17 protein-coding genes are annotated in these 26,798 nt (G+C 52.5%); 10 read left to right on the top strand and 7 right to left on the bottom strand.

Annotated features, from left to right (window positions below; genetic code table 11):
• Positions 1-110 precede the first annotated feature (110 nt).
• The 3 genes from smc (at position 111) to ligA (ending at position 7,349) form a co-directional block, all read left to right on the top strand.
• The gene (gene smc, locus B3007_RS13280; protein WP_297530566.1) at positions 111-3,620 is read left to right on the top strand and encodes a chromosome segregation protein SMC; all 3,510 of its coding nucleotides are present in this window, start codon (positions 111-113) and stop codon (positions 3,618-3,620) included.
• A gap of 265 nt (positions 3,621-3,885) precedes the next feature.
• A complete protein-coding gene (zipA, locus tag B3007_RS13275) occupies positions 3,886-5,274 on the top strand; it encodes a cell division protein ZipA (protein ID WP_301378859.1) in 1,389 nt (462 codons plus the stop codon).
• Entirely contained in the window at positions 5,271-7,349 is a 2,079-nt protein-coding gene (gene ligA / locus B3007_RS13270) for an NAD-dependent DNA ligase LigA (protein ID WP_301378861.1), read from the top strand. Before zipA ends, ligA begins: the two co-directional genes overlap by 4 nt.
• Before the next feature lie 59 nt (positions 7,350-7,408).
• Here ligA and B3007_RS13265 read toward each other — a convergent pair whose 3' ends face one another.
• From B3007_RS13265 to B3007_RS13240, 6 genes are read right to left on the bottom strand one after another with little or no spacing between them, the layout of a single operon-like run.
• Complete coding sequence (locus B3007_RS13265; protein ID WP_068440300.1) at positions 7,409-9,112, bottom strand: BatD family protein; 1,704 nt, start codon at positions 9,110-9,112, stop codon at positions 7,409-7,411.
• The gene (locus B3007_RS13260; RefSeq protein ID WP_068443621.1) at positions 9,106-11,124 is read right to left on the bottom strand and encodes a vWA domain-containing protein; all 2,019 of its coding nucleotides are present in this window, start codon (positions 11,122-11,124) and stop codon (positions 9,106-9,108) included. Before B3007_RS13260 ends, B3007_RS13265 begins: the two co-directional genes overlap by 7 nt.
• On the bottom strand, positions 11,121-12,104 hold the full coding sequence (locus B3007_RS13255) for a vWA domain-containing protein (RefSeq protein WP_068443619.1): 984 nt from the start codon (positions 12,102-12,104) through the stop codon (positions 11,121-11,123). The genes B3007_RS13260 and B3007_RS13255 overlap by 4 nt, the downstream gene beginning before the upstream one ends.
• The gene (locus B3007_RS13250; RefSeq protein ID WP_068442852.1) at positions 12,097-12,615 is read right to left on the bottom strand and encodes a DUF4381 domain-containing protein; all 519 of its coding nucleotides are present in this window, start codon (positions 12,613-12,615) and stop codon (positions 12,097-12,099) included. Before B3007_RS13250 ends, B3007_RS13255 begins: the two co-directional genes overlap by 8 nt.
• Positions 12,612-13,544 carry a DUF58 domain-containing protein gene (locus B3007_RS13245; protein ID WP_301378867.1) on the bottom strand — a complete coding sequence of 311 codons (933 nt, stop codon included), beginning with the start codon at positions 13,542-13,544 and terminating at the stop codon, positions 12,612-12,614. The genes B3007_RS13250 and B3007_RS13245 overlap by 4 nt, the downstream gene beginning before the upstream one ends.
• Positions 13,544-14,503 (bottom strand): AAA family ATPase, encoded by a 960-nt coding sequence (locus tag B3007_RS13240; RefSeq protein ID WP_297530580.1) that lies wholly within the window; start codon positions 14,501-14,503, stop codon positions 13,544-13,546. Before B3007_RS13240 ends, B3007_RS13245 begins: the two co-directional genes overlap by 1 nt.
• Positions 14,504-14,736: 233 nt before the next feature.
• On the opposite strand from B3007_RS13240, the gene B3007_RS13235 reads away from it, so the two are divergent.
• The 4 genes from B3007_RS13235 (at position 14,737) to B3007_RS13220 (ending at position 22,049) form a co-directional block, all read left to right on the top strand.
• Entirely contained in the window at positions 14,737-19,560 is a 4,824-nt protein-coding gene (locus B3007_RS13235) for an NAD-glutamate dehydrogenase (RefSeq protein ID WP_301378869.1), read from the top strand.
• Positions 19,561-19,621: 61 nt separating this feature from the next.
• Positions 19,622-20,719 (top strand): hypothetical protein, encoded by a 1,098-nt coding sequence (locus B3007_RS13230; RefSeq protein WP_301378871.1) that lies wholly within the window; start codon positions 19,622-19,624, stop codon positions 20,717-20,719.
• Complete coding sequence (locus tag B3007_RS13225) at positions 20,716-20,940, top strand: DUF2835 domain-containing protein (RefSeq protein WP_273089132.1); 225 nt, start codon at positions 20,716-20,718, stop codon at positions 20,938-20,940. Before B3007_RS13230 ends, B3007_RS13225 begins: the two co-directional genes overlap by 4 nt.
• A gap of 89 nt (positions 20,941-21,029) precedes the next feature.
• The gene (locus B3007_RS13220) at positions 21,030-22,049 is read left to right on the top strand and encodes a quinone-dependent dihydroorotate dehydrogenase (protein ID WP_068437826.1); all 1,020 of its coding nucleotides are present in this window, start codon (positions 21,030-21,032) and stop codon (positions 22,047-22,049) included.
• Positions 22,050-22,174: 125 nt separating this feature from the next.
• Here the strand turns inward: B3007_RS13220 and rmf are convergent, their stop codons facing one another.
• Positions 22,175-22,369 carry a ribosome modulation factor gene (rmf, locus tag B3007_RS13215; RefSeq protein WP_068437823.1) on the bottom strand — a complete coding sequence of 65 codons (195 nt, stop codon included), beginning with the start codon at positions 22,367-22,369 and terminating at the stop codon, positions 22,175-22,177.
• Between the two features lie 161 nt (positions 22,370-22,530).
• On the opposite strand from rmf, the gene rlmKL reads away from it, so the two are divergent.
• From rlmKL to B3007_RS13200, 3 genes are all read left to right on the top strand, one after another.
• Entirely contained in the window at positions 22,531-24,681 is a 2,151-nt protein-coding gene (rlmKL, locus tag B3007_RS13210; RefSeq protein ID WP_068437819.1) for a bifunctional 23S rRNA (guanine(2069)-N(7))-methyltransferase RlmK/23S rRNA (guanine(2445)-N(2))-methyltransferase RlmL, read from the top strand.
• Between the two features lie 35 nt (positions 24,682-24,716).
• Positions 24,717-25,214 (top strand): pyridoxamine 5'-phosphate oxidase family protein, encoded by a 498-nt coding sequence (locus tag B3007_RS13205; protein WP_068437816.1) that lies wholly within the window; start codon positions 24,717-24,719, stop codon positions 25,212-25,214.
• Positions 25,215-25,518: 304 nt separating this feature from the next.
• On the top strand, positions 25,519-26,742 hold the full coding sequence (locus B3007_RS13200) for an ammonium transporter (protein ID WP_297530617.1): 1,224 nt from the start codon (positions 25,519-25,521) through the stop codon (positions 26,740-26,742).
• Positions 26,743-26,798: the final 56 nt, after the last annotated feature.

The following is a 26,798-nucleotide window of genomic DNA, read 5'->3' as shown; positions in this document are numbered from 1 at the left end:
GTCAGAGCCGTCCGGCTTTTGTCGCTCGTGAACTGTGATAACATCATCTTCTTTATTGCGGCTTCCGGTGGCATGGCCCCGGTTCAGTTAAAAGGACGTCCCCCCCTGCTATGCGCCTGAAAGCCATCCGACTATCCGGTTTCAAATCCTTCGTTGATCCGACGTCTGTGCCGTTCAATACCAACCTTACGGGTATCGTCGGGCCGAACGGTTGTGGTAAATCGAACACGATTGATGCTGTACGCTGGGTGATGGGGGAAAGTTCGGCTAAGTACCTGCGTGGCGATGCCATGACGGACGTGATCTTTAACGGCTCAGCCGAGCGTAAGCCAGTCAGTAAAGCCAGTGTCGATCTGGTGTTTGATAACAGCGACGGTACCTTAAAAGGTGAGCACGCGAAATTTAGCGAAATCAGTGTGCGCCGTCAGGTGACGCGTGACGGTCAATCGACCTACTATCTTAATGGCACTAAGTGCCGCCGCAAAGACATTACCGATATTTTCTTAGGTACCGGCCTCGGGCCACGTTCATATGCGATTATTGAGCAGGGCATGATCTCGCGCTTAATCGAAGCGAAGCCTGAAGAATTGCGCGTCTACGTCGAAGAAGCTGCGGGTATATCCAAATATAAAGATCGTCGTCGTGAAACCGAAAACCGCATGCGTCGCACGCAGGAAAACCTTGAGCGTCTCAGTGATATTCGCGATGAGTTAGAACGCCAGCTGGCGCACCTTCAGCGACAGGCGCAGGCCGCAGAAAAGTACAAAGAACTGAAAGCAGAAGAGCGCCAGAAAAAGGCCGAACTTCTGGCGATTCGCTGGACTGCTTTGAACGAAGAATACGAGCAACGTGAAAAGGTAATCCGCGAGCATGAAGTGCAGTTCGAAGCGCATATGGCAAAGCAGCGCGCAGCAGACGCGGGCATTGAAGAGCTGCGTCTCGATCATCAGGCGCGGACCGATGCCTTTAGTACGGCGCAGGGCAAATACTACGAGGTCGGTAACCGTATTGCCCGTCAGGAGCAGAAGATAGAACACCAGTCGCAGCTGGCATTACAGCTCGACAGCGATCTTGCCGAAGTTGAAAAAAACATTCTCGATACTCAGCGTCAGCTGGAGCAGGATCAGCTTCAACAGGAAGAGCTGGCAGAACAGCGCTTAATGCTTGAGCCCGAAGTCGAGATGCTTCAGGCGGCTGAAGAAGAACATGCGGCCGAGCTGTTGGAAGCCGAAGAGGCCCAGCGCCAATGGCAATCCCAGTGGGATGCTTTTACTCAGCGTGCCAGTGAGCCTACCCGACGCGCGGATGTGGCTCAGAGCCGGATTCAGGCGACCGAACAGCAGGTACTGAGATTAGAGCAGCAGATCGAGCGCCTGAAGCAGGAGCGCCAACAACTGACCTCAGATCCCGACCTGGGCGACTTCGCCCTGCTGCAGGAAGAAGTCAGCGAAGCTGAGTTACAGGCAGAAGAACAACAGGCACGACTTGAAGAGATTCGGGGCCAGCTGGAAGACGTTCGCGAAGACAGCGAGCGTCGACGTAAAGAACTGGAAGAGGGACGACAGCGCCTGCAACAGATGCTGGGGCGTAAGGCGACTCTGGAGGCATTGCAGAAAGCCGCGTTAGGTCAAAGCAGTGAAGGTGTGACCCATTGGCTTGAGAGTCATCAGTTGGCCCGTAAGCCTCGTCTGGCGCAGCAGCTGACGGTTGCAGAGGGCTGGGAAACCGCCGTGGAAACCGTGCTGGGTGATTATCTGCAAGCGGTGGTTGTCGATGACGTAAACGCTGCGGAACCCTGGTTGTCGGGCTTTGCCGACGGCACGCTGACATTATGGGAATCCACGGTCAACAGCGGGGGGGCTGCGGCTGCCGGCCTGTTGCTCGATAAGCTGACGACGGATCAGAACCTGAGTTCGTTGATGGGCAAAGTCCGCATCGCAGAGACCTTGCCTGAAGCGATGGCGATGCGCTCACAGCTGGCACAGGACGAATCAGTGATAACCCCAGACGGTATCTGGCTGGGGCCTGCCTGGTTGCGGGTGGCCCGGGATCAGGATAACGAAGGCGGTATTCTTGCGCGCCAGCAGGAGCTCGAACTTATCGACGCTGAAGCCGATGAATTAGATATTTCCGTTGAAGAGTGGGAAGCCGATCTTGAAAGTGTGCTCTTGCGTCAGCGCTCATTAGAACAGCAAAGAGATAATGCTCAGCAAGAGTGGCAGATGATTTCACGCAAACTGATGGAGCAGAAAGCATCGCTGTCAGGTCAGCAAGCGAAGGCTGAGCAGTTGCGTCTGCGTACCGAAAAAATTGAGCAATCGCTAAACGAGACCGAAGAAACCCGAACACTCGAATCCGAAGCGTTAGCTGAGCTGCGCCTTGAATGGCAGGAGGCCATGAGTGCCGTGGATGAAGACACCGACGAGCGTGAGCGTCTGCAACAGTCGCGCAGTGAGGTCGAGCAGCGTTTGAGTCAGGCTCGTATGGCGGCAGGGCAGCAGAAAGATCGCCTGCATCAGTTACAGCTGCAACTTCAGGCGCTCAACAGTCGCGATGAGAGTACTCGTCATGCAATCAGCCGCCTGGCCGAGGCCATGCAGAAACTGAAAGAGCGTCGCGATCAGATCAATGTTAACCAAAACCGCGATCACAGTGCTGATCTCGAACTGCTTAGGGCCGAGATGGAAGCTCTCCAGGAAGAGAAACTGCAGGCCGAAGAGGTTATGACAGAGGCTCGCCATGCTCTCGAACAGGCGGACACACGCTTGCGTCAGCTGGAGCAGGAGCGCTCAGAAGCGGAGCAGCAGGCACTGGCTGAGCGTAACAAGCTCGAACAGATTCGCATGGAGTGTCAGGCTCTCGATATTCGTCGGAACGGGCTGGTGGATCAGCTGCGTGAAGACAAGCTCAGCATGGCTGATGTACTTGATAGCCTGCCGGAAGCCGCGAATGAAGAGCAGTGGGCGAATGAACTGACGCGTATTGGCGAGCGTATTCAGCGTCTTGGGGCGATCAACCTGGCGGCCATTGAAGAGTACAAGCTGCAGTCCGAGCGTAAGGTGTATCTGGATTCTCAGAATGATGACCTGGAGAAAGCGCTCGATACTCTCGAAGGCGCAATCCGTAAGATCGATGCAGAAACCCGGAACCGTTTCCAGGAAACTTTTGATCGCATGAATGCCGGTCTCGCGGATCTCTTCCCGAAAGTCTTTGGTGGCGGTCATGCCAGCCTCGAACTGACCACGGATGATCTGCTCACGACGGGGGTCGCCATCATGGCCAGACCACCGGGTAAGAAGAACAGCACGATCCACCTGCTGTCGGGTGGTGAGAAAGCACTGACTGCCATTGCGCTGGTGTTTTCTATCTTTCAGCTCAATCCGGCGCCTTTCTGTATGCTCGATGAGGTAGATGCGCCGCTGGATGATGCCAACGTCGGTCGTTACGCGCGTCTGGTTAAAGCTATGTCTGAGAAGGTTCAGTTTATCTACATCACCCACAATAAGATCGCGATGGAGATGGCCGATCAGCTGATGGGGGTTACCATGCACGAACCGGGCGTATCACGACTCGTATCTGTCGACGTTGAAGAAGCCGCAGTAATGGTTGAAAACGGCTGAGCTTAATTGCGTTATCGCATCAGGACCGTCAGAAAAACCACAGATCGGTGTATTCCTTCTTCTAGATAACCACAGACGTCAGGGAACCGACGATCCTTTCTGTGCTCTGAGTACAAATTAAACAGACCTGCGATGAAACTCAAAAGGGTAGTTTGCCTTTATGGCTGCTCGTGGTGTAATACCCCACACAGGCCAGTACAGCGGCCTGTCTGAGACATCGACAGACAACATTTGTTAGAACACAGAAAGAATTATTGAGGAACGTATGGAGTGGAGCTGGCGCACAGTATTGATCCTGATAGGCCTGTTGGCTATTGCCGCTATCATGGTCGATGGATTCCGCCGCATGAAGCGGGCTCGTGCTGAAGCATTACGGCTGGACATTCAGCCGGGCATGGATGAGTTGGATGATGAAGATTACAACCCCGAGTTACCGGGTACTGTTCGTGTAGTCAGTGCCTCTGCAAAGGCGCCTGCTTCTGAGAAATCACCAGCAGGCGACGGTCACTTTCAGCCCGGTTATTCATCGGAAAAAGCGGATGCCGCAACTCCGGATGCAGTCCTGCAGGCAGCGGAGCGCCGCGAGCCGTCGTTTGGTAACCATGATGAGAATGACGTTTCAGCCGCAGACGATCTGAAAATCGGCAGTGCAATTTCTGACAGTGACGACGAAAGCCCGCTTCAGGAGGCTTCTCACAAGTCTGCTTTTGAGGCTTCTCCTGAGCCATCGGGCTTATCGACACAGCCAACAGTACATTCAGAACCAGCAGCGCAAACGACCCCACCGAGAGCGGATATTATCCCGACGGTTAAGCCTGTCGACCTGAATGAAAAGGTGCCGGTGCTGCTGGACGTTGAGGAACTGGGAGATGAGCGTAGTTTCGAAGAAGGTATCGTCTCTCCAGCGCGCGTCGTTTCTCCGGAATTACAAACGGAGCCTGTAGCTAAAACTGATCGTGCGCCGACCACAGAGGATGTGATGTCTGACGCGTATCAGGATTCACAGACTCAGGAACAAACTGAAGCGTCATCTCCTGTCGGTTCTTCGCAGGATACCAATGAGACCTACCAGACCTCAGAAGTCGAAGACCCGGAACATATTGAAGATCCGCACCTTGATCAGGAAGTCGAGAGCATGCCGGAAGAGCCGGTTATCTCGCAGCCGGTCAATTATGCCGGTGCGAATGCAGAGGTATTGGCCAACCGACCTGACCCGGAACTGGTACTGGTGATACATACCATCGCTCGCGAAGAAGGCGGTTTTAACGGCAGTGATCTGCTGTTCCTGTTCAACAGCTGTGACCTGCGCTATGGCGAGAAAGATATTTTCCACCGTTTTGAAGAAGCCGATGGACAGGGGCGCATTCAGTTCTCGGTTGCACAGGTACGTAATCCGGGTACGTTTGATCCTTCGCATATGGCAGATCAGAGCTTTATGGGGCTGAGTTTCTTCATGAGCCTGCCGGGGGCCAAACGCCCTCTGGAAGCGTACGAAGCGATGTCTGAAATGGCGATGGTGGTTTCCCGTAACCTCAATGCTGATGTGCTCGACGAGTCACACAGTGCGATGACGACTCAGACGATGGAACATGAGCGTCAGCAGATATTGGAATATGAACGCCAGCAACGGCTGGCTGCGAAAAAACGAGTATGAGCCAGCAAGATATGTTTTCAGAGGCGCCTTCATCCGGCGCCTCTTCTTCTTCCGCACCTGAAGATAAAATTCAGGAATTACGCGACCAGATAAATCACCATAATTACCTCTATTACGTGCTCGACGAGCCGTCGCTCCCTGATGCTGAATATGATCGCCTGATGCGTGAGCTACAGGCGCTGGAAAGTGAGCATCCTGAGCTAATCACCTCTGACTCGCCCACTCAGCGGGTCGGTGGAGCACCTCTATCAGGTTTCACTGAAGTTCAGCACGAGCGGCCTATGCTGTCATTGGACAACGCCATGAATGCAGAGGAGTTTGCGGCGTTCGATCAGCGCGTTCGTGATCGCCTGAAGAGCAGTGAAGACATCGAGTATGCCTGTGAGCCAAAGCTGGATGGTCTGGCGATCAGCCTGTTGTATATCGATGGTTTACTGGAGCGTGCAGCGACGCGTGGCGACGGCGAAACAGGTGAAGATGTCACCCAGAACGTTCGCACGATTAAAAATCTTCCCCTGCGTTTAATCGGTGATGATGTGCCCGAGCGCATTGAGATTCGCGGCGAAGTCTATATGCCCAAGGGAGGCTTTGAAGCCTACAACGAACGTGCGCGGGAGCAGGGTGAGAAAATATTCGCTAACCCGAGAAACGCGGCAGCGGGCTCGCTGCGACAACTGGATTCCAGTATCACGGCGAAGCGTCCGCTGGAATTCTGTGCGTACAGTCTTGGAGTGGTCAGTGAGGAATATACGCTGCCAGAAACTCACAGCGCGACGCTCGAACAGATCCAGAAGTGGGGGCTGCGCATTAACGAAGAAATGCGAGTTGTAACTGGTCGTGAAGAGGCTGAAAAATTTTTTGCTGGCCTTGGTGAAAAGCGCCTGGGCCTGGGATACGAAATAGACGGAACTGTCTTCAAGGTAAACTCTCTGGCATTACAGCAGCAGCTTGGTTTTGTCGCCAGAGCACCGCGTTGGGCGATTGCTTATAAATTTCCGGCGGTAGAAGAATTAACGGAATTATTGGGCGTTGATTTTCAGGTTGGTCGTACCGGTGCCTTAACCCCTGTAGCGCGTTTAAAACCTGTGCATGTGGCCGGCGTAACGGTCAGTAATGCAACGCTCCATAATATGGATGAAATTGCCCGGTTGGGTGTAAAAATTGGTGACACCGTTATTATCCGACGTGCAGGGGATGTGATTCCTCAAGTCGTTTCTGTTGTTGAAGAACGTCGTTCCGATACTGTGACTGATATTCAGATGCCGGATGCTTGTCCGGTCTGTGAGTCACATGTGGAGAAAGTAGAGGGTGAGGCTGTCGCTCGCTGTACCGGCGGGCTGGTGTGTTCTGCTCAGCGTAAAGAGGCGATTAAACACTTTGCTTCACGCAAGGCGATGGACGTTGAAGGCCTGGGCGATAAGCTGATTGAGCAGATGGTCGAAGCGGGCTTGATTGACACTCTTGATGATCTGTTTCATCTGTCCGTCGAAGAGATAGCCGGGCTTGAGCGTATGGCTGAAAAAAGCGCGCAGAACGTATTGAACGCTCTTGAGAAATCGAAGCACACGACGCTTGCTCGCTTTATTTATTCTCTCGGCATCCGTGAGGTTGGCGTGGTTACGGCCAACAATCTTGCCGGTTATTTTGGTTTCCTTGAGCGTATTATGTCTGCCACGCATGAGCAGCTGGTGGCGGTTGACGACATTGGCGATATCGTGGCTGCACATATCGTTAATTTCTTTGCTGAAGAGCACAACCGCACGGTAATCGAGCAGTTACAGAAAGCCGGTATTCACTGGGAAGAAAAAGAACCCGTCAGCAGTGCTGAAGACGCGCCTCTGAGTGGTAAAACCGCGGTCATTACCGGCACACTGTCGGACATGACACGTGACGACGCCAAGGCGGCTCTCGAGGCTCTGGGAGCTAAAGTCACGGGCAGCGTATCGGCAAAAACCGACTTTCTGGTTGCAGGTGATAAAGCGGGCTCGAAACTCGCTAAAGCGCAGAAACTAGAAGTGACGGTGTACGATGAGGCAGGGTTTAAAGCCTTACTGGACGAGCTGAACAGTCAATAAGACTGCTCAGCGCGCTCATGAAAACCGAGCATATGAAACTGAGCAAAGCCTGATAATGCTCAGTAGAGTTCGGGAAGGGATTCCTGATTTTCCTGCGATTTGTTTGCTTTCATCGCTCTTTCGATTAACAGCGTAATACTACTTCCATTAAAAGCGCTGTTTTTATCGGCGCTGTAAAGAGTCGCATCCAGCTCAGCCAGAGCTGCGCTTAACCTGACATCACTCAACCAGACCTCAGCCTGAGCAAGCGAGGTCATCGGGCGTCCTGATGCCGCTGAAGCCCAATGAATAATGTTTTCACGGATGGCCTGAGCATTGTTCTCGCGGGCAGACTTTTTAAGCTCTCGCCAGTAGTAGTGCTCGTCTTCTTTTTGTTTTTTATCGGCGGCTTCTTTACGAGCCTGATGATCCGGAACTGCAGATGCTGCACTACTCGAAGGTTGGCGCAGCATCAGCCAGGCAACCACTGCTAATAGCAGACCATTCATAACGACAGAGGCACCCAGTGCAAGTTTCCAGATCCCTGAATCAGCGGGTAGTTCGCCAGCGACTGGTTCGACAGGGGGCTCAGAAATGCCGGGTGAAGTTTGAGAAGAGGGCGGCGCAGTCGCTGCTGGAGTGACCGTGATTACGTGCTCGGGCAAGGTCGCGTATTCAACACGGTTTTCCAGTGTATTCCACCATGGAATACGTACTTCGGGCAGAATAAGCTCACCTGCAACTCCCGGAACCAGGGCGACGCTTTGAGTAATCGTGGTCACAATGCCTTGTTCTGAAATAGAGCTGTTGTCCTGAGTCTGATCCGGGTAGTAACGCAAACCCTCTACGTCTGCCATCGGGACGGGGGGAACCTGGCCAGAATTCAGCCCGGTCGCTTTGATAGTAAAAGTACGGGTCACTGGTTCGCCTGCCTGCCACTCGGTCGGAGGCGTACTGAATGTTTCTTCCAGAACAAAGCGGCTGGCCGGAATCCATGGCGCTTGCGGATAACTGTCAGGAATCGGATTAATGGTTAACTCGATGGGTTTGCTGACGATGGTTTCGGCCGAGCCACGGAAGCGGTTATAGCGGTCGGTAACACGCGCTGTGAAGCGCTGCCCCGGTATTACTAATGTGCCTGAAGATTCAGGGAAAATAGCGTAGCGGCGTTCGTAAACACCGATACGCTGACCATCAACCACGGTAATGTGTTTCTTCGGGTCCATGAGAGGTTGAACGCGGGCGTTAGCGACTTCAAATTCCGACAGAGATGCGTCGTCGTGATTCACTGTGTAGTACATGCGCTCAATATAAAGTAGCTGTTCCTGTACGTAGTGAGTGCCGCTGCTGACTTCTACTTCGAAGAAAAAATGCTCCGACTTTTCGGGTTCTGTCGTCGCAGTGTCTTCGACATTGATTCGAATAGGATCACTGTATTCGCCTTTGTATGATAAGGCCGGAATCAGTACTTCACCCGCCCGGCGGGGCAACAATTCAACTTCCCAGCGAGTGGTTGAGGTACTTTTGCCATTAACGTTTGAACTTTCTTTGCTGATGCGTGGGCGGCCGACGACATTCCAGTCGCGCTCCAGTGGCGACAGGTCTGGCATGTCGGTCGATAACAGATTCAGAAAGCCACCCTGGCTGTCGACATGCTGCAGTTGCAGAGTCACCGGGTCTGAGCGGCCAATCTGTTTGCGATCAACGCTTGAGATAAATTCAGCCGCGAGTACCAGCTGGCTGGTTATTAATAGCGCTGCGGTAATAATCCAGCGGATTACCATAAAACATCCTCTTCCGTCTGATCTGCATTCTGGCGGTACTGATATAAAAACTTCCGTTGCATCAGCAGACCCGGGTTATCTTCGACCTCGTTGAGTACAGACTCCATCGCCGCTTGCTGCTCGCGGGACAGGTGGCTGAACTCTCCATTCTCTTCATTGCTCTGTTGCTCTGCGACCGTTTGTTTCTGGGCCTGACCTTCATCGCCGTTCTGTGATTCCTGCTGGTCTTCCAGACCGCGATCTCCGGATTTTCCGGTCTCAGGCTGTTGGGCTTTTCCTGCTTGCTGCTGTTCTTGCTTTCCGGCTTTTTCTTCAGCCTGCTTCTGGGCTTGTTCTTCGGCCTTTTTCTCTGCCATTTTTTCAGCCATGTTGTCAGCATAGGCATCATCAGCTGACTCCTGTTCAGAGTCCTCTTCAGAGTCTGAATTCTGGTTATCTGAGTTCTGACCTGAAGAACCGTCTGAATTTTCCGAGGAATTGCTGTTGTTCTGACTATTGTTATTCTGACTACTGTTGTTCTGATTCTGGTCTGAATTCTGCGACTCTGATGAATTGCCCTGTGAGCTGTTCTCACCATTATTTTGCGAGCTGTCCTGTTGCTGGTCGTTCTGAGAATTCTTGTCAGAATTTTCAGAATCACCCTCAGAGTCAGACGACGATTGCTCCTGCTGCTTCATTGCTTCTTCGACAAGGTCGAGATTTTTCTGCGCTTGCGTCAGGTCAGGATCTGCTTTCAGTGCATCACGATAGGCTTCAGCCGCCTGTTCCAGCTTGCCTTGTTGAGCGCGGGCATTGCCCAGGTTGTATTTCGCTTGTGCAGAATCACTTTGCGTAAAGGCCTCTTCTGCAGCTTCGTAATTTCCGGCGCGGTAGTGCGCTGTGCCTTTCCACTCAGGGTTATTGAACAGCTCAGCAGCTCGGGCCGGGTCGCTCTCCATAAGTTCAGCGGCTTGCTGGTTGTCCGTTTTCCAGGCGTTCGCGCTCGCCGTTTCGGGGAGCAGTGGCAGGATTAAAACAAGGCTGAACAGTACACCCCGGCGAAAGCCTGCAATGGCGATGGGGATCAGCAAAAAGGTGAGCCAGTAGCCGGCATCCTGCCAGGTTTCGAATGTTGTTTCCTGTGCGTTGGCGTCGTTACTCCCGGGAAGACTGTTGGTGAGGCTGCGCCAGTCACTGTCATTATAACTCATGGCCCGCCAGCGGCTGCCTGTAGCCTCATACAGTGCCTGCATCGGCGCGGTATCCAGCTTTGGCAGGACGATGGTGCCATCCCCTTTTTTTAGGAACCCTTGGTCGCCAATAGGGACGGGGGCCCCTTCAGCCGTGCCGACGGCAATCAGGCTAAGGTCAATCGAGTCACCCAGAGCGAGAGCAATGCGCTCGACGTCTTTGTTCTGGATACCGTCAGTAATCAGCAGAGCGGAGGCTTCATTGACACCGGCATCCGTCATTAGCGTTTGAGCCTGAGTCAGAGCTTTATCTGGTCGGCTACCGAGTTTCGGCATGATCTCGGGAGACAGTGATGTCAGCAGGTGCTCAACGGTTGCTTTGTCATCAGTAAAGGGCACGACCGTGTGGGCTTCTCCTGAGTAGGCGATGACAGCAGTGATGCCATCTTCACGGCCGCGGACGATGTCGGTGGCTTTACGAATTGCCCGGGTGGCGCGATCAGGCGCGACATCGGTTGCGTTCATTGAAAGCGACATATCAATCAGTAGCACCAAAGCATCCGGGTTACTGATCACAGGCACCGCTTTGCGCTGCCAGCTTGGGCCGGATATGGCGACGATGGCGATGGCTGAGGCAATGAATATGGCAATCACGCCGAGCATGGACGATTTACCCGGTGTGCGGTCGAGCATGTGTGCTTGCAGTGCGGGATCAATCAACTGATCCCAGCGACCTTTGCGCAGCGTCCGCTGTGCCAGCCAGACGGTCATAACGACAGCCGGAATAAGGAGGATCAGCCAGATAGGGCGCATAAAGTGAATGTTATTCAGAAACTCACTCATGACAGACCTCGTCGTACAAGCACTAGCTGAACCCAGCCAAGCAACAGGGCAGCAAGCAGCGGCCACTGAAACAGTCCGGACTCAGGTCGGTAAGTTTTATTCTCCCGCTCGGTCGGTTCCAGCTCATCAATTAAGTCGTAAATCTGGCTCAGCTCTTCAGTATTACGAGCGCGGAAAAACCGTGCCGAAGTCAGGTCGGCGATACTTTGCAGCTCGCCTTCGTTTAATTCACGTGATGGGTTGATTGTACGACTGCCGAAGAAGCTTGGGACTTGCATGCTCTCAGCGCCCAGACCAATGGTGTAAATTTTAATGCCCAGCTCAGAAGCCAGTTCTGCGGCTCTGACGGGGTCTACTTTGCCGGCCGTGTTTTCTCCATCGGTCAGCAGAACAATCACCTGGCTGTCTGACGGATTTTCGCGCATACGCTTGGCGGCGAGGGTAATGGCATCACCTATCGCGGTTTGTTTCCCGGCAAGTCCGAGTGCGGCTTCATTCATAAAGGTACGCACGGTTTCACGGTCGAACGTCAGTGGTGCTTGCAGATAGGCGTTCGAGCCAAACAGAATCAATCCCAGGCGATCGCCTTCGCGCTGATTAATAAAATCGTTCAGCACGTGTTTAACAATTTCGAGGCGATTCACCGGGCGATTATTCAACTCCATATCGGCGGTATCCATACTGCCTGAGATATCGACCGCGAGCATAAGATCACGACCTTCAGCGGGCAGGCGAATTGGTTCTCCGAGCCAGACAGGGCGGGCCAGCGCAAACACCAGGGCCAGCCAGGCTAACGCTGGCACAACCCAGCGCATACCACTCGCAGTGTTGTCTGGTGTACTGCCTGATGTGCTGTTCCAGTCGCTCAGGTCTGGCACTTTAAGGGCAGCGTCTTCCTGAACTCTGGCCGGTAGCAGGTAGCGCGCAATGAATGGCAGCACCAGCAGTAAAAATGCCCATGGGAACTGAAATTCAAACATGGGGCGCCTTCCTGCCAGTATTCGAGACGGCTTTACGCACTCGTTCTGGCGTTGTTCTTTTTAACCACTGACGCAGCTCACTGTCGATTAACTCAACAGCCAGGTCAGGCTCACGTCGATATGAGCCGTGAGCAAGTGCATTGATTGTCTTACTGGATAGTGTCGCTTTGGAGTTGATGCGGTTCAGGTAGGCCGTCCATTCCTCTCCGCTGAGCGATAGTTGGCTGTTTTCGTCACAGGCCTTCAGGTAACGCTTCAGTGTTTTGTTCAGGCTCTGACAATACCGTGTTGAGTCTTCGTTCTCAGCGTAATCATTTTTTGCCTGATCGAGCAGCGGCAACGTGAGCGTGAGCATCGCACGATGTCGGTGCCAGCGAATAAATAGCCATGTCATTGCGGTAACGACAGCAACCGCGACGGCTGCACTGGCCCACCACCCCCAGGCCAACGGAAATAATCCAATGGCGGCGGGTTCAATGATGTCTTCTAACGGCAGGGCACCCGGGTTCATACTGTGACTCCGGACAGATCTGCGGTGAAGCCCATCCCCTGACGCAGACAATCGAGAGGGTCCTCGTGGGTCTGAACATCAATTAATGGTGCCTGCAGGTGCAGCAGCGAGTGCTTCAGTTGGTTAGTACGTTCCTGCCAGGCAGTGAGCTGCTGGGCGCTGTCCCGGCTGCTGATGCTCAGTCGCGAGCGTTGTCGGCCGTCGGTCAGAACGTAGTCGCCCGCAGGCTTCTGAATTTCCAGTGGATCAATGACGCGTATAGCAATCAGGTCACAGTGCCGGGAGACGCTATACAAGGCTCGCTCACACTCTTTATCAAAGCCCTGCCAGTCGGAGACGATATAAACCGCTGATCCCGGGCGTGCAACGCGGGCCAGGTGACGGCAGATATCAAGCATGCGCGGTTGAGCGGCTGCGGCTTCTGTGACGGGCATTTCAGCCAAACGATGCAGGTAGGCCATCAATGTTTTCCGGCCGGTGTGCGGGCGCAGATCGAATTCGTTGGTATCGTTGAATATCAGGCCGCCAACGCGGTCTCCCTGCATGGCAGCTGCCCAAGCCAGCAGGGCTGAAATATCAGCTGCCACCACTCGCTTGAGTGCACGCCGGGTACCGAAGTTCATGGAACTGCGCAGGTCAGTGACCAGCAGTACAGGGCGTTCTCGTTCTTCGCGGAATACCTTGATATGAGGTTCACCGGTACGTGCAGTGACACGCCAGTCCATTGAGCGGATGTCGTCACCGGGTTGGTATCCCCGAACTTCCGCAAAATCGATGCCCCGGCCACGCAGACGAGAGGCATGAGTGCCCGATTGCTCGTTCAGGATTTTCTTCTGCCGGTGCAGTGGCAGAAGGTTGGCCAGTACCCTCAGACCCGCAAGGCGAGCGGGGTTGATCACTGTTCCATCAGAAAACTCGCGGCGGATCATCAGGCTACTGGTACCCGCGACAGCAGTTCGTTGATGACAGTATCTGTGGTCAGGCCACTGGCTTCGGCCTCGAAACTGAGCAGAATACGATGACGCAGCACATCGTGCGCTACGGCACGTACGTCATCGGGGCTGACGTAATCACGCCCTTCAAGCCAGGCATACGCGCGGGCGCAGCGATCAAGCGCAATGGTACCACGGGGGCTGGCGCCAAACTCGACCCAGCGTGCGAGATCATCGCCGTATTTACCGGGTTCACGCGTCGCGATGATAAGTTGCACCAGATATTCTTCGACGGCTTCGCTCATGTGCATCTGCAGTACCTGGCTGCGAGCAGCAATCAGGTGTTTCTCGGTCAGTTTACTGCCATCGTAGTCTTTGTGAGCCAGCGCTTCGCCACGGGCCAAGCGCAGAATCGACTGCTCTGCGCTGGCATCGGGGTAATCAATTTTTACGTGCATCAGGAAGCGGTCCAGCTGAGCTTCAGGGAGAGGATAGGTCCCCTCCTGCTCAATTGGGTTCTGAGTGGCCATGACCATAAATACGTCAGGCAACTCACGAGTAACACCGCCGACGGTTACCTGACGTTCAGCCATGGCTTCAAGAAGAGCGCTCTGAACCTTCGCCGGTGCCCGGTTAATTTCGTCGGCGAGAATCAGGTTATGGAAGATTGGCCCGGCCTGAAAATCAAAGCTCTGCGTTTCAGGGCGGTAAATTTCAGTACCTGTGATGTCTCCCGGCAGGAGATCGGGCGTAAACTGAACACGCTTGAATTCACCTTCCATTCGGTCTGCCAGCGCGTTAATGGCTTTGGTTTTTGCAAGGCCAGGTGCGCCTTCAACCAATAAGTGCCCATCCGCTAATAGTGTCAGGAGCAGTCGCTCTACCAATTGAGGCTGACCAATGATGGTTTTCTGTAAATTATCACGGAGTTGTTGGAACCCGTTCTGTAAGCTCATCTGAATCCAGTCCTGATTCTTATCGGTGTGTTGGCCTCTGTTTTTCCAGAGTGACAAGGATTTTAGAGATTCCGCTGTGGCGGTCAACGCTCTGATCACGCCTTGTTAATAAAGTTATCTGCATGTCCGTAAAGTAGCGTAAACAATCCTTGCGTACGCTCAAGTGGCAAAGCTGACAGATAGTCTAAGCTTTAGACATAACTATTACTGGAACCTTGTGGCGAGTGACTGCAATGCTTACACCTTTACACGCTCTGATCAATGAACGGAATGAGTCTTCCCTCGCGTCTCAGTTAACGCGATTCGCAGATCTTTACTACTCTGGTGCACCCTCAGATGAGGTGCTCGGCCGGTCAGTAGAGGATCTGTACGGGGCGACTTTGTCCTGCTGGCAGTTTATTCAGCATAGATCTGCCGGTGAGCCGAAGGTGCGTGTATTTAATCCAGACCATGAAAATCATGGATGGCAGTCACTTCATACGGTGATCGAGATCGTTTTCGACGACATGCCGTTTCTGGTAGATTCTGTACGAATGCAGCTCAATGCCCGTCAGATGTCGCTGCACGCCATTCATTACTGTGTATTACATGCAGGGCGTGACGAGAGCGGCCAGTTCAAGGCGACGGGTCAGTGGCAGAAACCAGGAAAAGGAAAAACGCCTGAAGCCATTATTTATATCGAAGTAGATCATCATTCTGATGAGCAGTTGATGACGGATCTGGCTCAGGAAATTGAAGATGTGCTTAGTGAAGTTCAGCGCTGCGTCCGCGACTTTCCTGAAATGCTCGGAAAGGCAAAGAGTACAGCTCAGGAGCTGCGTGATGCCTGCACAGTCAATGACAAGGAAGCCTGTACTGAGGCCGCTGAGTTCGTTGACTGGATGGCATCTAATCACTTTACCTTTCTGGCATATGATGAGTTTACCGTCAGTGATGCGAAATCCGGTAAAATTGTAGATCGAGATCCTGATCACGACCTTGGGATTTTCCGCAATATAGACACTACGCGTTCGCGTGTTCAGTTGAAAGAACTCGAACCCGAAATCCGCGAGTTCATTACCGGTCCTTCATTGATCAACTTTATGAAGTCCGGTAACCGCAGCCGTATACATCGTCCTGCCTATCCCGATTATGTCGTTGTAAAGCGATTCGATAAACATGGAAACGTCGTCGGTGGTATGCGGTTTATGGGTCTGTTTACTTCGATTGTTTATATCGAAACCCCGAACAATATTCCGATTATCCGCCGTAAACTGACAGCGATTCGTGAGAAGTCGGGTTTTGAGCGTTCGAGCCATAGCGCGAAAGAGCTCGATCGTATCCTCGAAGTGTATCCCCGCGACGAATTATTCCAATCCGATGTTGATCAACTTTATAAGACAGCCAATAGTGTTCTGAATATTCAGGAACGACGCCAGACGAGAGTGTACCTGCGCAAGGATACCTACAGTAAGTTTTTGTCGTGCATCGCATACACACCGCGTGATGTTTATAACACAGAGCTACGTCAGAAAATGGAAGATATTCTGGCTCAGGAATTCAGTCCACTAGACATAGAGTTCAACACTTATTTTTCAGAATCTGTTCTGGCCCGGACCCATTTTATTGTTCGCCTGAATCCAGAAAAAGAGCTGAGTTATGACGAAAATATTGTCGCCAATAAGATTCGTCAGGTGGTCCGCTCCTGGACTGATGATCTGCATATTGCGCTGGTGGAACAGGTCGGCGAAGAGCGCGGTAATGTTCTTTATCACGAATATCGGTCTGCCTTTCCGGCGGGCTACCGCGAGGACTTTTCTGCCCGCACTGCCGTAGCTGATATTCAGTATATGGATACCTTAAAGTCTGCCTCTGCAGGTGAACTCGGTATGTCCTTCTATCGGGAGCTGGAGGGAGGCCAGAATGAACTCAGGTTCAAGCTGTTTAACCCGGATAGCATTCTACCGCTGTCTGACATTATTCCTGTGCTCGAAAACTTCGGTCTGCGGGTGATGGGTGAGCATCCTTATGAGATCGTCTGCAGTGATGGCCGTCGTGTCTGGATTCATAATTTCTCACTGAAATATACCCTGTCTGACAGCATCAATATTGCCGAGGTGAAACAGGTATTTCAGGAAGCATTCCGTGCCATCTGGGATGGCCGGGCTGAGAACGACTCATTTAACCGGTTGGTGCTGGGTGCTAAGCTGGGTTGGAAAGACATCGCACTGCTCAGAGCCTACGCACGCTATATGAAGCAGATTCGCTTCGGTATTTCTGAGAACTACATTGCTGACACATTGAGCCGTTATATTCCGATCAGTGCTCAGATCGTTAATCTTTTTCATGCACGTTTTGGCCTTAATGATCAGTCTGCTGATGATCGTAATAAAGCCGTCGCTGAGGTTGAAGGTAAGATTCATGAAGCGCTTGACGGTGTAGATCAGCTTAATGAAGACCGAGCTATCCGTCGCTATATAGAGCTGATCAAGGCCACGCTGCGTACCAACTACTTCCAGCCAGATGCTGATGGAAAAACAAAGAGCTATCTTTCATTCAAAATTAAGCCGTCAGAGATCACCGATATTCCTCTGCCGCGCCCCATGTTTGAGATATTTGTTTATTCTCCCCGTATCGAAGGTGTGCATCTACGAGGCGGAAAAGTCGCCCGTGGTGGTTTGCGCTGGTCTGACCGCGTCGATGACTTCCGCACGGAAGTGCTGGGCCTGGTGAAAGCACAGCAGGTGAAAAACGCGGTCATTGTCCCTGTCGGTGCTAAGGGTGGCTTTGTGTCGAAGTGTCCACCGACTGACGGTGGACGCGATGCTTTTATAGCTGAAGGTGTGGCTTGTTATCAGACGTTCATTAGTGCGCTCCTGGATGTCACTGATAATTTGATTGAAGGTGAGATTGTTCCACCTGAGTCAGTGGTTCGTCACGACGAGCCTGATCCATATCTTGTTGTTGCAGCCGATAAGGGCACAGCAACTTTCTCAGACATTGCCAATGAAATTGCAGTCAACCGCGGTTTCTGGATGGGAGATGGTTTTGCTTCCGGTGGCTCGGTGGGTTACGACCACAAGAAAATGGGCATTACAGCACGCGGTGCCTGGGTGTCCGTGCAGCGTCACTTCCGTGAACGCGGCGTGAATGTTCAGACGGATGATTTCACTGTGGTCGGCATCGGTGACATGGCCGGTGATGTGTTCGGTAATGGCATGTTGCTGTCCGAGCACATTCAGCTGGTCGCGGCATTTAACCACATGCATATATTTATCGACCCTGAACCAGATTCAGCCTCTAGCTTCAAAGAACGAAAAAGACTGTTTGAGCTGCCGCGATCCAGCTGGGAGGACTATGATAAGTCTCTGATATCCAAGGGCGGCGGTATATTTTTACGTTCAGCAAAGAGTATCGACATTACGCCTGAAATGAAGAAACGTTTCGGTATCAAAGAGAGCAAGCTGGCACCGAATGAGTTGATTAAAGCGGCGCTGAAAGCTGAAGTCGATCTGATCTGGAACGGTGGTATCGGAACCTATATCAAAGCATCGTCTGAGCTTGATTCCGATGTCGGTGATAAGGCCAATGATACACTCAGAATTAACGGTAGAGATGTCCGTGCCAAAGTTATAGGCGAAGGAGGGAACCTCGGTGTAACTCAGCTAGGTCGTATCGAGTTTGGGCTGAATGGCGGTGCGTCGTACACGGACTTTATCGATAACGCAGGTGGTGTAGACTGCTCTGACCACGAAGTAAACATTAAGATTATGCTCAATGAGATCATGGATAATGGTGATCTCACTCGTAAACAGCGCAATCAGGTTTTCCTTGAGCAGACCGATCCTGTCGCGGATCTGGTATTAAATAACAACTACCATCAGACACAGGCGATTGCACTAGCCTATCGTGACTGCCGCGAACGTCTCGATGAATATATTCGTCTGATGAAGGACTACGAGCAGCAGGGCAAGCTCAATCGCTCACTCGAATTCTTACCGGATGAAGAAGAGTTACAGGATCGCCGCAATGATAATACGGGCCTGACGAAACCAGAGCTGGCTGTGCTGATTTCATATACTAAAGCGGATATGAAAGAGCGCTTGAATGCGTCGAAGATTACGTCTGATGAATATATTTCGAAGATTCTGTCGACGGCTTTCCCTGAGGCGCTGAATAAGAAGTTTTCTGAAGCCATTAATAACCATCGGCTACGTAAAGAAATCATCGCGACTCAGTTAGCGAATGACATGATTAACCACATGGGGATCACATTCGTGAACCGTCTGGGTGACTCCACTGGTGCTTCGATTACTGATATTGCGCGTGCGTACGTGACAGCACGTGATACCTTCTCGCTACATGAACACTGGCGGGAGATAAGTGCGCTGGACTACAAGGTCTCGACGGAAGTGCAGGAAAATATGATGGCGGAGCTGATGCGTCTGGTGCGACGTGCCACTCGCTGGTTCCTGCGTAATCGTCGTGTAGCGGTCGATATTGCCAGTGAAGTTGAACGCTTCGGCACGGCAGTTCAACACATAGCTCATAATCTGAGTTCGACTCTTAAGGGTGACGCACTCAAGCGCTGGCAGAAGGAGTTTGATAAACGACAGGAGCAGGGTGTACCAAAGACGTTAGCGGCGTTTACTGCCGGTGCAGGAGAACTTTATTCTTCGCTGGGTATTATCGAAGCGGCGGCTCAATCGGATTGCCCGGTCGAACGTGTTACTCAGGCCTACTTCGGTGTGGGCGATCACCTGTCGCTTAACTGGTTCTTGCGTCAGATTAATGATCTGCCCACCAGTAACCATTGGGAAGCGATGGCACGTGAAAGTTTCCGTGATGACCTTGATTGGCAGCAGCGGTCCTTAACCGTCGGTATCCTTAAAGGACACTCTGACGAAACAGATCTCGAACTGGCGATTGAGCACTGGGAGAAAGAGCAGGACATCCTGGTTGAGCGCTGGGGGCGTATGCTTGAAGATCTCAAAAGTATCGAGCAGACCAGCTTCCCGATGATTGCGGTCGCTCTGAGAGAGCTTCTGGACCTTGCGCAAGCGAGCCGCCACGCCTGAGATTTGATCTGATGCCTGCGCCGGTGTAAAACTGCGGTTTTCACCGGCGTGTATTCAGGTTTTGATCAGACTACTAGTTCTCCCTTTTCTGCTGTCGACACTTCTACCTTTTATTGCGAAAGCAGCAGAGGTTGATCATTTCAGCCAATTGCCTGCCGTGGACATGGCCGATAGCCGATCGCTTCTAAATGCAGAGGTTGCGCAGCGGATTGATCGTGCTCTGGTACGAGCTAACCGCAATGCTCCACACCTGAAACCCCGTAAAGTTCAGCGCGTTCCCAAACGGTCTCGTTGTGATGTGGATCGTCTGTACGACTCTTTCCGGGTGCTGTTGGCCCGGCCAATCGTGGGGCAGGTCGAGTCATTTGCTGAACAGCACCCTGATCTCGATCGTATTCGCATCACTCTTCCGGATTCTATCTATCGCGACTTCACCTGGCCGCATTCTCCGACCCTCGTTCTGTCTGAGCGGGTGGCGTCCGTCGTTCGTGTCGGCGAGCACTTTGTTGGTACCGATAAGTTTGGGCACTTCTTCACCGAAGGTTACAGCTACTTTCGCGAAACGGAGAGGATGGCTCTGCCGTTGAAGCACGCCTTCCTATTTGGGGAGTGGACTGAGTCAGTCTATTTTGGTGCTGAAACCACAGGGGTGTATTCGTTTGCTGATCTGGTCGCTAATTTTAACGGCCTCAGGTTCTGGAATCGTATTCTGTCGGAGTACCCGGACCCACTGTCAGAGCGGGCACTTCCACCTTATGTTACTTGTGAGGATGAAAAGTGGGTCGTTGCGGCAAAATTCGACTGGCGTGAGTACATTGATCCGGCCTGGAATGAGAGTGTTAACTGCTCGATGATGCGTACACTCGGCCTGCTCGAGAAGGTACTTAATACCGGGCCTGTGTGTAATCCAACGCTGTTGCCGTGGCAGCGTTATGGCGAACTGTCGCCTGTGCTTTTTAACCAACACGGTCTTGCGGTGCTACCGGATTATCTTCAGCCCGAGGTTATTCTGACTCAGCGTCACCCTGAACTTATGACCGAAAGCCGTATTTCCTGGATAAAAGGCGTTCGGGAGTGGCTGGAAAAATGGCGTATCCGGCAGGATGTGAAGCGTGAACAACGCGCGGTTGCGGGCGATCGGCAGGGAGTCGCACCATGATGCAACGAATCGTTGTCGACCTGAATATCAGCAGCGATGAGTATCTCCGCTACTATCAGGGCGATGCCCGGACGGTACTGGCGTATTCAACCGATGGCAGGAAGGTACGCTTTCCGGCAGGCGTGCTGCAGCGCGTTGTCACCCGTGATGGTGTGCGCGGACGCTTTGCGATTCTGTTCAACCAGCAAGGCAAATTCGAGGGAATTGAGCGCGTCGGCTGACTTTTTAGCCGAGAGGGATCTACAGCGGCCGCATTAGTCCCTATAATGCGCGCAAATCTATTATCACCCTGATGTATTGAGAGATAGCTATGAGTTGGTACAGCCTTGCCCGACAGTTCCTGTTTATGATGGATGGAGAAACATCCCATGATCTGGGGCTGAAGATGCTGGGCAGAGCTGAGAAGCTTGGTGTACTGGGTTTACTGGCTAAGAAGGTGCCAGATCAGCCAGTAACCGTAGCTGGAATTACCTTTCCGAATCCGGTCGGACTGGCGGCGGGGCTGGATAAAAATGGCGATTACATTGATGCTTTTGCGCGCCTGGGTTTTGGTTTCATTGAGATCGGTACTATCACACCGCGTCCACAGCCTGGTAACCCAAAGCCGCGTCTGTTCCGTTTGCCGGAAGAGCGCGCCATCATCAACCGCATGGGCTTCAACAATAAAGGTGTTGATCACCTCGTTGAGCAAGTAAAGAAAGCGAAGTTTAAAGGTGTGCTGGGCATCAACATCGGCAAGAACTTTGACACCGCTGTTGAAGATGCGACGTCCGATTACCTGATCTGCCTTGAGAAGGTCTATCAGTACGCCACGTATATCACGGTCAATATCTCTTCACCGAATACACCAGGGCTGCGCACCTTGCAGTACGGCGATGCACTACGTGACCTGCTGATGCCGCTGAAAGCGCGTCAGGCCGAGCTGGCAAAAGAGCATGGCTACAAGCCAATCTTCGTGAAGATTGCGCCCGATATGGAAGACGCAGAAATTGATACTGTGGCGCAGACGCTTCTCGATTGTGAAATCGACGGCGTCATTGCGACCAACACCACCTTGTCTCGTGAAGGCGTTGAAGGTTCTAAGCATGGCGCTGAGGCTGGTGGTTTATCCGGCGCGCCGGTGACCGATCTTTCAACCATGACCATTGAGCGCCTGTGTGGTGTGCTGGGCGATCGTCTGCCGGTGATCGGCGTTGGCGGTATTCTTGAAGGTGAAGACGCGGTTGATAAAGTACGTGCAGGCGCATCTCTGGTGCAGGTTTACTCTGGCTTTATTTATCGTGGTCCAGAGCTGATCGGTGAGTGTGTACGCTCTCTCAGTAAAGCCTGATCGACACTGATTAAATAACAGCAGATAAAAAGCCCGGCAAAGCCGGGCCAAGCTCCCCGGGTGGGGGAGGCGTGAGTCTGACGAAACTCGTCAGGAGTGGAGTAAAATTCTTCAGTGGCGGGTAATTACACCGCCATTCGATGAATACCAGAAACGCCGGTATAACCATCCCAGTTGTCTTCGCGTCCGGATCGCCAACCAGCCATCCAGTCGTCGTGTGTTGGGCCTGCTGGGGCCAGATCTTTGGAGCGGCGTTCTACGCCTGCCCGGTAGCCACGTGCAAAGGCTCTTTCCTGCATGTCGCGTTTCTGTCTTTTCATAGAGTTGCTTCCTCGCTGTTATTAAAACATCGGTTAGCCACAGAAAAATCGGCGGACCACGTATAGTTGTACCGTGACAACACGGTGAATGTTAATGAATTATTTCTTCTAAGTGATAAGGTTTTAGCGCCTTTTCGCTATTACCCTGAGTGTATGAATGTATGAGTGACGTAGAATATAACGATCCAAATACCAATTGGCTGGCTGTCTGTGCAAAAGGCACCGAGGCACTGCTGGCCGATGAAATCAGACACTTAGGCGGAAGTGTTGATAAAGAAAGCCACATTGGCGTCTATTGGCACGGTGATCTTGAAGCGGCGTACCGGGTGTGTTTATGGTCACGTCTCGCCAGCCGATTGCTGCTTCCATTACTGGAATGTCAGGTAGAAAGCGCCGATGAAATGTTCAAAATGGCGAAGACGGTCGACTGGCCCTCTTTATTTCCTGTTGAAGCCACGTTCCGTATCGATTTTCACGGCAGCAGTCGTTTTATCAACAACACTCAGTTTGGTGCGCAGCGCATCAAAGATGCGGTGGTCGATGTCTTCCGTGAGCAGACGGGCGTGCGTCCATCGGTCGATAAGTCGGGTGATATCCGTATCGAAGCCCAGTTGCGCAAAGGGCGTCTGTCGCTGTTTCTGAATGTCTCCGGGGACAGCCTCCACCGTCGGGGCTATCGCCTGCAGCCGGGTAAAGCACCGCTGAAAGAAAACCTGGCCGCGGCCCTGCTGATCCGTGCGGGTTGGCCTGAGTTGGCAAAAGAGGGCAAGACCCTCGTTGATCCTATGTGTGGCTCCGGCACCTTGCTGATTGAAGCCGGGCTCATGGCCGCAGATGTTGCACCAGGGCTTAACCGACAGGGTTGGGGTTTCGATCGCTGGAAGAGTCATGAGCGTAAGCTCTGGATGAAGCTGGTTGATGAAGCGCGCCAGCGTCGTACCGATGGCATCAATGCTATGAAGAACCGTCTGTATGGCTTTGATATTGATTCTGAGCAGCTGAATGCGGCAAACAAGAACCTGGAGCGTTCAGGTCTGGCTGGCAAGGTGCATCTGGAGCGCCGCGATATTAACGATCTGCGCGTGCAGAAAGAGGTGATACAGCAGGGCGGTATGGTGATTTCTAACCCGCCTTATGGTGAGCGCCTGAGCGAACTACCTCAGCTGGCGCCTCTGTATCAGCAACTGCATGATGCCACGATGAAATTACCTGAGTGGCGTGTTGCTATCTTTACCGGCAATACGGACCTGGCCCGCGCTATCCGTCGTCCTCTTGATAAACAATATAAGTTTATGAACGGCAAAATCGAAACCAAGCTGTTGGTCTTCGGCGCCGCTGATGAACGTTCCTCTCGACCGCAGCCAACGGCCATTCGTGGCCCGGTAGAGGCGTTTGCCAATCGTTTGAAGAAGAACATGAAGAACCTCGGTAAGTGGGCAAACCGCGAGAACGTTCATTGTTACCGCATTTACGATGCGGATATTCCGGAATACGCGGTGGCGGTCGATCGCTACGAAGACTGGCTCCACGTTCAGGAATACGTGCCGCCTAAATCGATTGACCCTCAGGTCGCCGAGAAACGTCTGCTGGATGTTCTGGCAGCCTTACCTGAAGTCACTGGCGTACCTGCGGAGCAGATTGTTCTTAAGCGTCGTGAACGTCAGAGTGGTAAACGTCAGTACGAAAAGCAGAGCGATGAAAAGCGCACCATGAGCGTCCGCGAAGGGCAGGTGAATGTGCTGGTGAATCTTCGTGACTATCTCGATACAGGCTTGTTCCTTGATCACCGGCCGACACGTCTGCATATCGCGAAACAGGCGGGCGGTAAGCGTTTCCTTAACCTGTTCTGCTATACGGCGACCGCGTCGCTGCATGCCGCGGTAGCCGGGGCAAAGACGACCAGTGTGGACATGTCGCGGACTTACCTCAACTGGGGGCGTGATAATTTCCGTGCTAATGATCTGAACCCGGACGGGCACAGTTTTATTCAGGCCGACTGCCTGCAGTGGCTGAAAGACGACACCGGCGAGTACGATCTTATCTTTATGGACCCGCCGACTTTTTCAAACTCGAAGCGTATGGAAGGCGTACTCGATATTCAGCGTGACCACGTTGACCTGATCCGCATGGCGATGGACCGGCTGGCACCGGGCGGAACACTGATCTTCTCTAACAACCTGCGTAAGTTCAGCCTCGACCGTGAAGCCCTGTCAGAGTTCAGCATCCGGGATGTGACTGGCAAGTCGATCCCTAAGGACTTCGAACGTCGCCAGAATATTCATGTGTGTTTTGAAATTTCGCACGGCAATTAAACTTTAAGTTTAGCTTAACCAGGGAGGGTTAAAGCATGTCATTAAAATCGAACTGGCCACAAATCAAACGCACGTTAGAGCAGTCGCAGACCTCAGCAGTGCACTGCTCTATTGCGACGGTCTGTCCTGACGGTACTCCGCATATTACCCCTGTCGGCACGGTATTCCTCCGTGATGATCAGACAGGGTTCTTCTTCGATCACTACGCAGTGTCATTGGGTGAGAACATAGACTCGAACCCAAGCGTCTGCGTGTCGGCAGTAAATGTGGGGCGCTGGTTCTGGCTTAAGTCGCTGCTAACAGGACGTTTTGCCTCGGAACCCGGAGTCCGGCTCTACGGCAAAGCTGGCCCGGCACGGCCAGCCACGTCTGAAGAACTCCAGATGATTCATAAACGCGTTGCTTCGACCCAGTGGTTGAAGGGAGCACGGATGCTCTGGAGTGATTTTGAGATAGTCAGAGACATCGAGTTTACTGATTTTAGGCCCGTGGCCTATCCAATGATGATGGATGGGATGTGGCCTGCAGATTGAATGCACTATTGAAGTGCAATCACATTTTCTGTGTTAGATGTTGGTGCCATATTGGGGTGGGTTTGGTTGATCATTCTTTTCGCGTACGAATTCCTGCATCACGCTAGCGCACGTCAGCTCTATAGTTGTGCGTTTTCTATTGCTCGATTGTCGCAAAGTGGACAAAGTGGCACGCCTTCTGCTTAAACGTTCCCCTATCGAAGGATTCTAATGGGCTTTTGCCCTGATGTTGCGCAAAGGGCACCGCTAGAGTGCGCCGCGCCAAATACACATTTAACGAACTATCAGAGGACAACTCGTGGATATCACAGGTATCAACTCCGCTGTCGAAACTCTTATGTACAGCGCGAACACAATGTTTATTCTGCTGGGTGCCATCATGGTACTGGCGATGCACGCGGGCTTCGCATTTCTAGAGGTCGGTACAGTACGTCATAAGAACCAGGTAAATGCTCTGGTAAAAATCATTACTGATTTCGGTATCTCAACCATTGCCTATTTCTTCATCGGTTATCAGGTAGCCTACGGCATGGATTTCTTCGCCAGTGCTGCGGAGCTGACTGAAAACAATGGCTATGAGCTGGTGAAGTTCTTCTTCCTGCTGACCTTTGCGGCGGCAATTCCAGCCATTATTTCTGGTGGTATTGCTGAGCGTGCGAAGTTTTACCCAATTCTGATTGCTTCTGCCCTGACGGTTGCATTCGTATATCCATTTTTTGAAGGCATCATCTGGAACGGGAATGCCGTTTTTGGTTTCAGCCTGCAAGCATGGTTAGAAGAAACGTACGGTGCTGGCTTCCACGATTTCGCAGGCTCAGTCGTTGTGCACGGTGTTGGTGGCTGGATTGCCTTTGCAGCTGTCTTCCTGCTGGGCGCTCGTCGTGGCCGTTACCGTGACGGTAAAGTCACCGCATTTGCTCCTTCAAACATTCCTTGGTTGGCTATGGGTGCATGGATCCTGACTGTTGGCTGGTTCGGTTTCAACGTGATGTCTGCACAAACACTTGACGGTATTTCGGGCCTGGTCGCTGTGAACAGCCTGATGGCGATGGTTGGCGGTGTTGTTGTTGCAATGATCGTTGGTCGCAATGACCCGGGCTTTATCCACAACGGTCCTCTGGCAGGTCTGGTTGCTGTGTGTGCGGGTTCAGACGTTCTGCATCCCATAGGTGCTCTGCTGGTCGGTGGTGTTGCTGGTGCGCTGTTTGTGTGGGTATTCACTCTGGCTCAGAACAAGTTCCCTAAATTCGATGACGTACTTGGTGTATGGCCTCTGCACGGCCTGTGTGGCGCGTGGGGCGGCATTGCCTGCGGTATCTTCGGCACAGAAGCAATGGGCGGCCTTGGTGGCGTCAGCCTGATGTCACAGCTGATTGGTACTGTTGCTGGTATCGCAGTCGCTCTGATTGGTGGTTTTATCGTTTACGGTCTGGTGAAGGCTGTATCGGGTATTCGCCTGAGCGAAGAAGAAGAGTTCAACGGTGCTGACCTGTCGATCCATAAGATTGGTTCGACTAACAACGACTGATTTTCAGTACTGTTGAAAAAACCCGCTTCGGCGCACTGCTGTCCCACAGTTTTGGG

Origin of the sequence: Thalassolituus sp. UBA675 (genome assembly GCF_002297765.1) — a bacterium.
GTDB lineage: Bacteria > Pseudomonadota > Gammaproteobacteria > Pseudomonadales > Oceanobacteraceae > Thalassolituus.
Note: the sequence above shows the minus strand (reverse complement) of the source record. Positions and strands in the feature narration are given on the sequence as shown.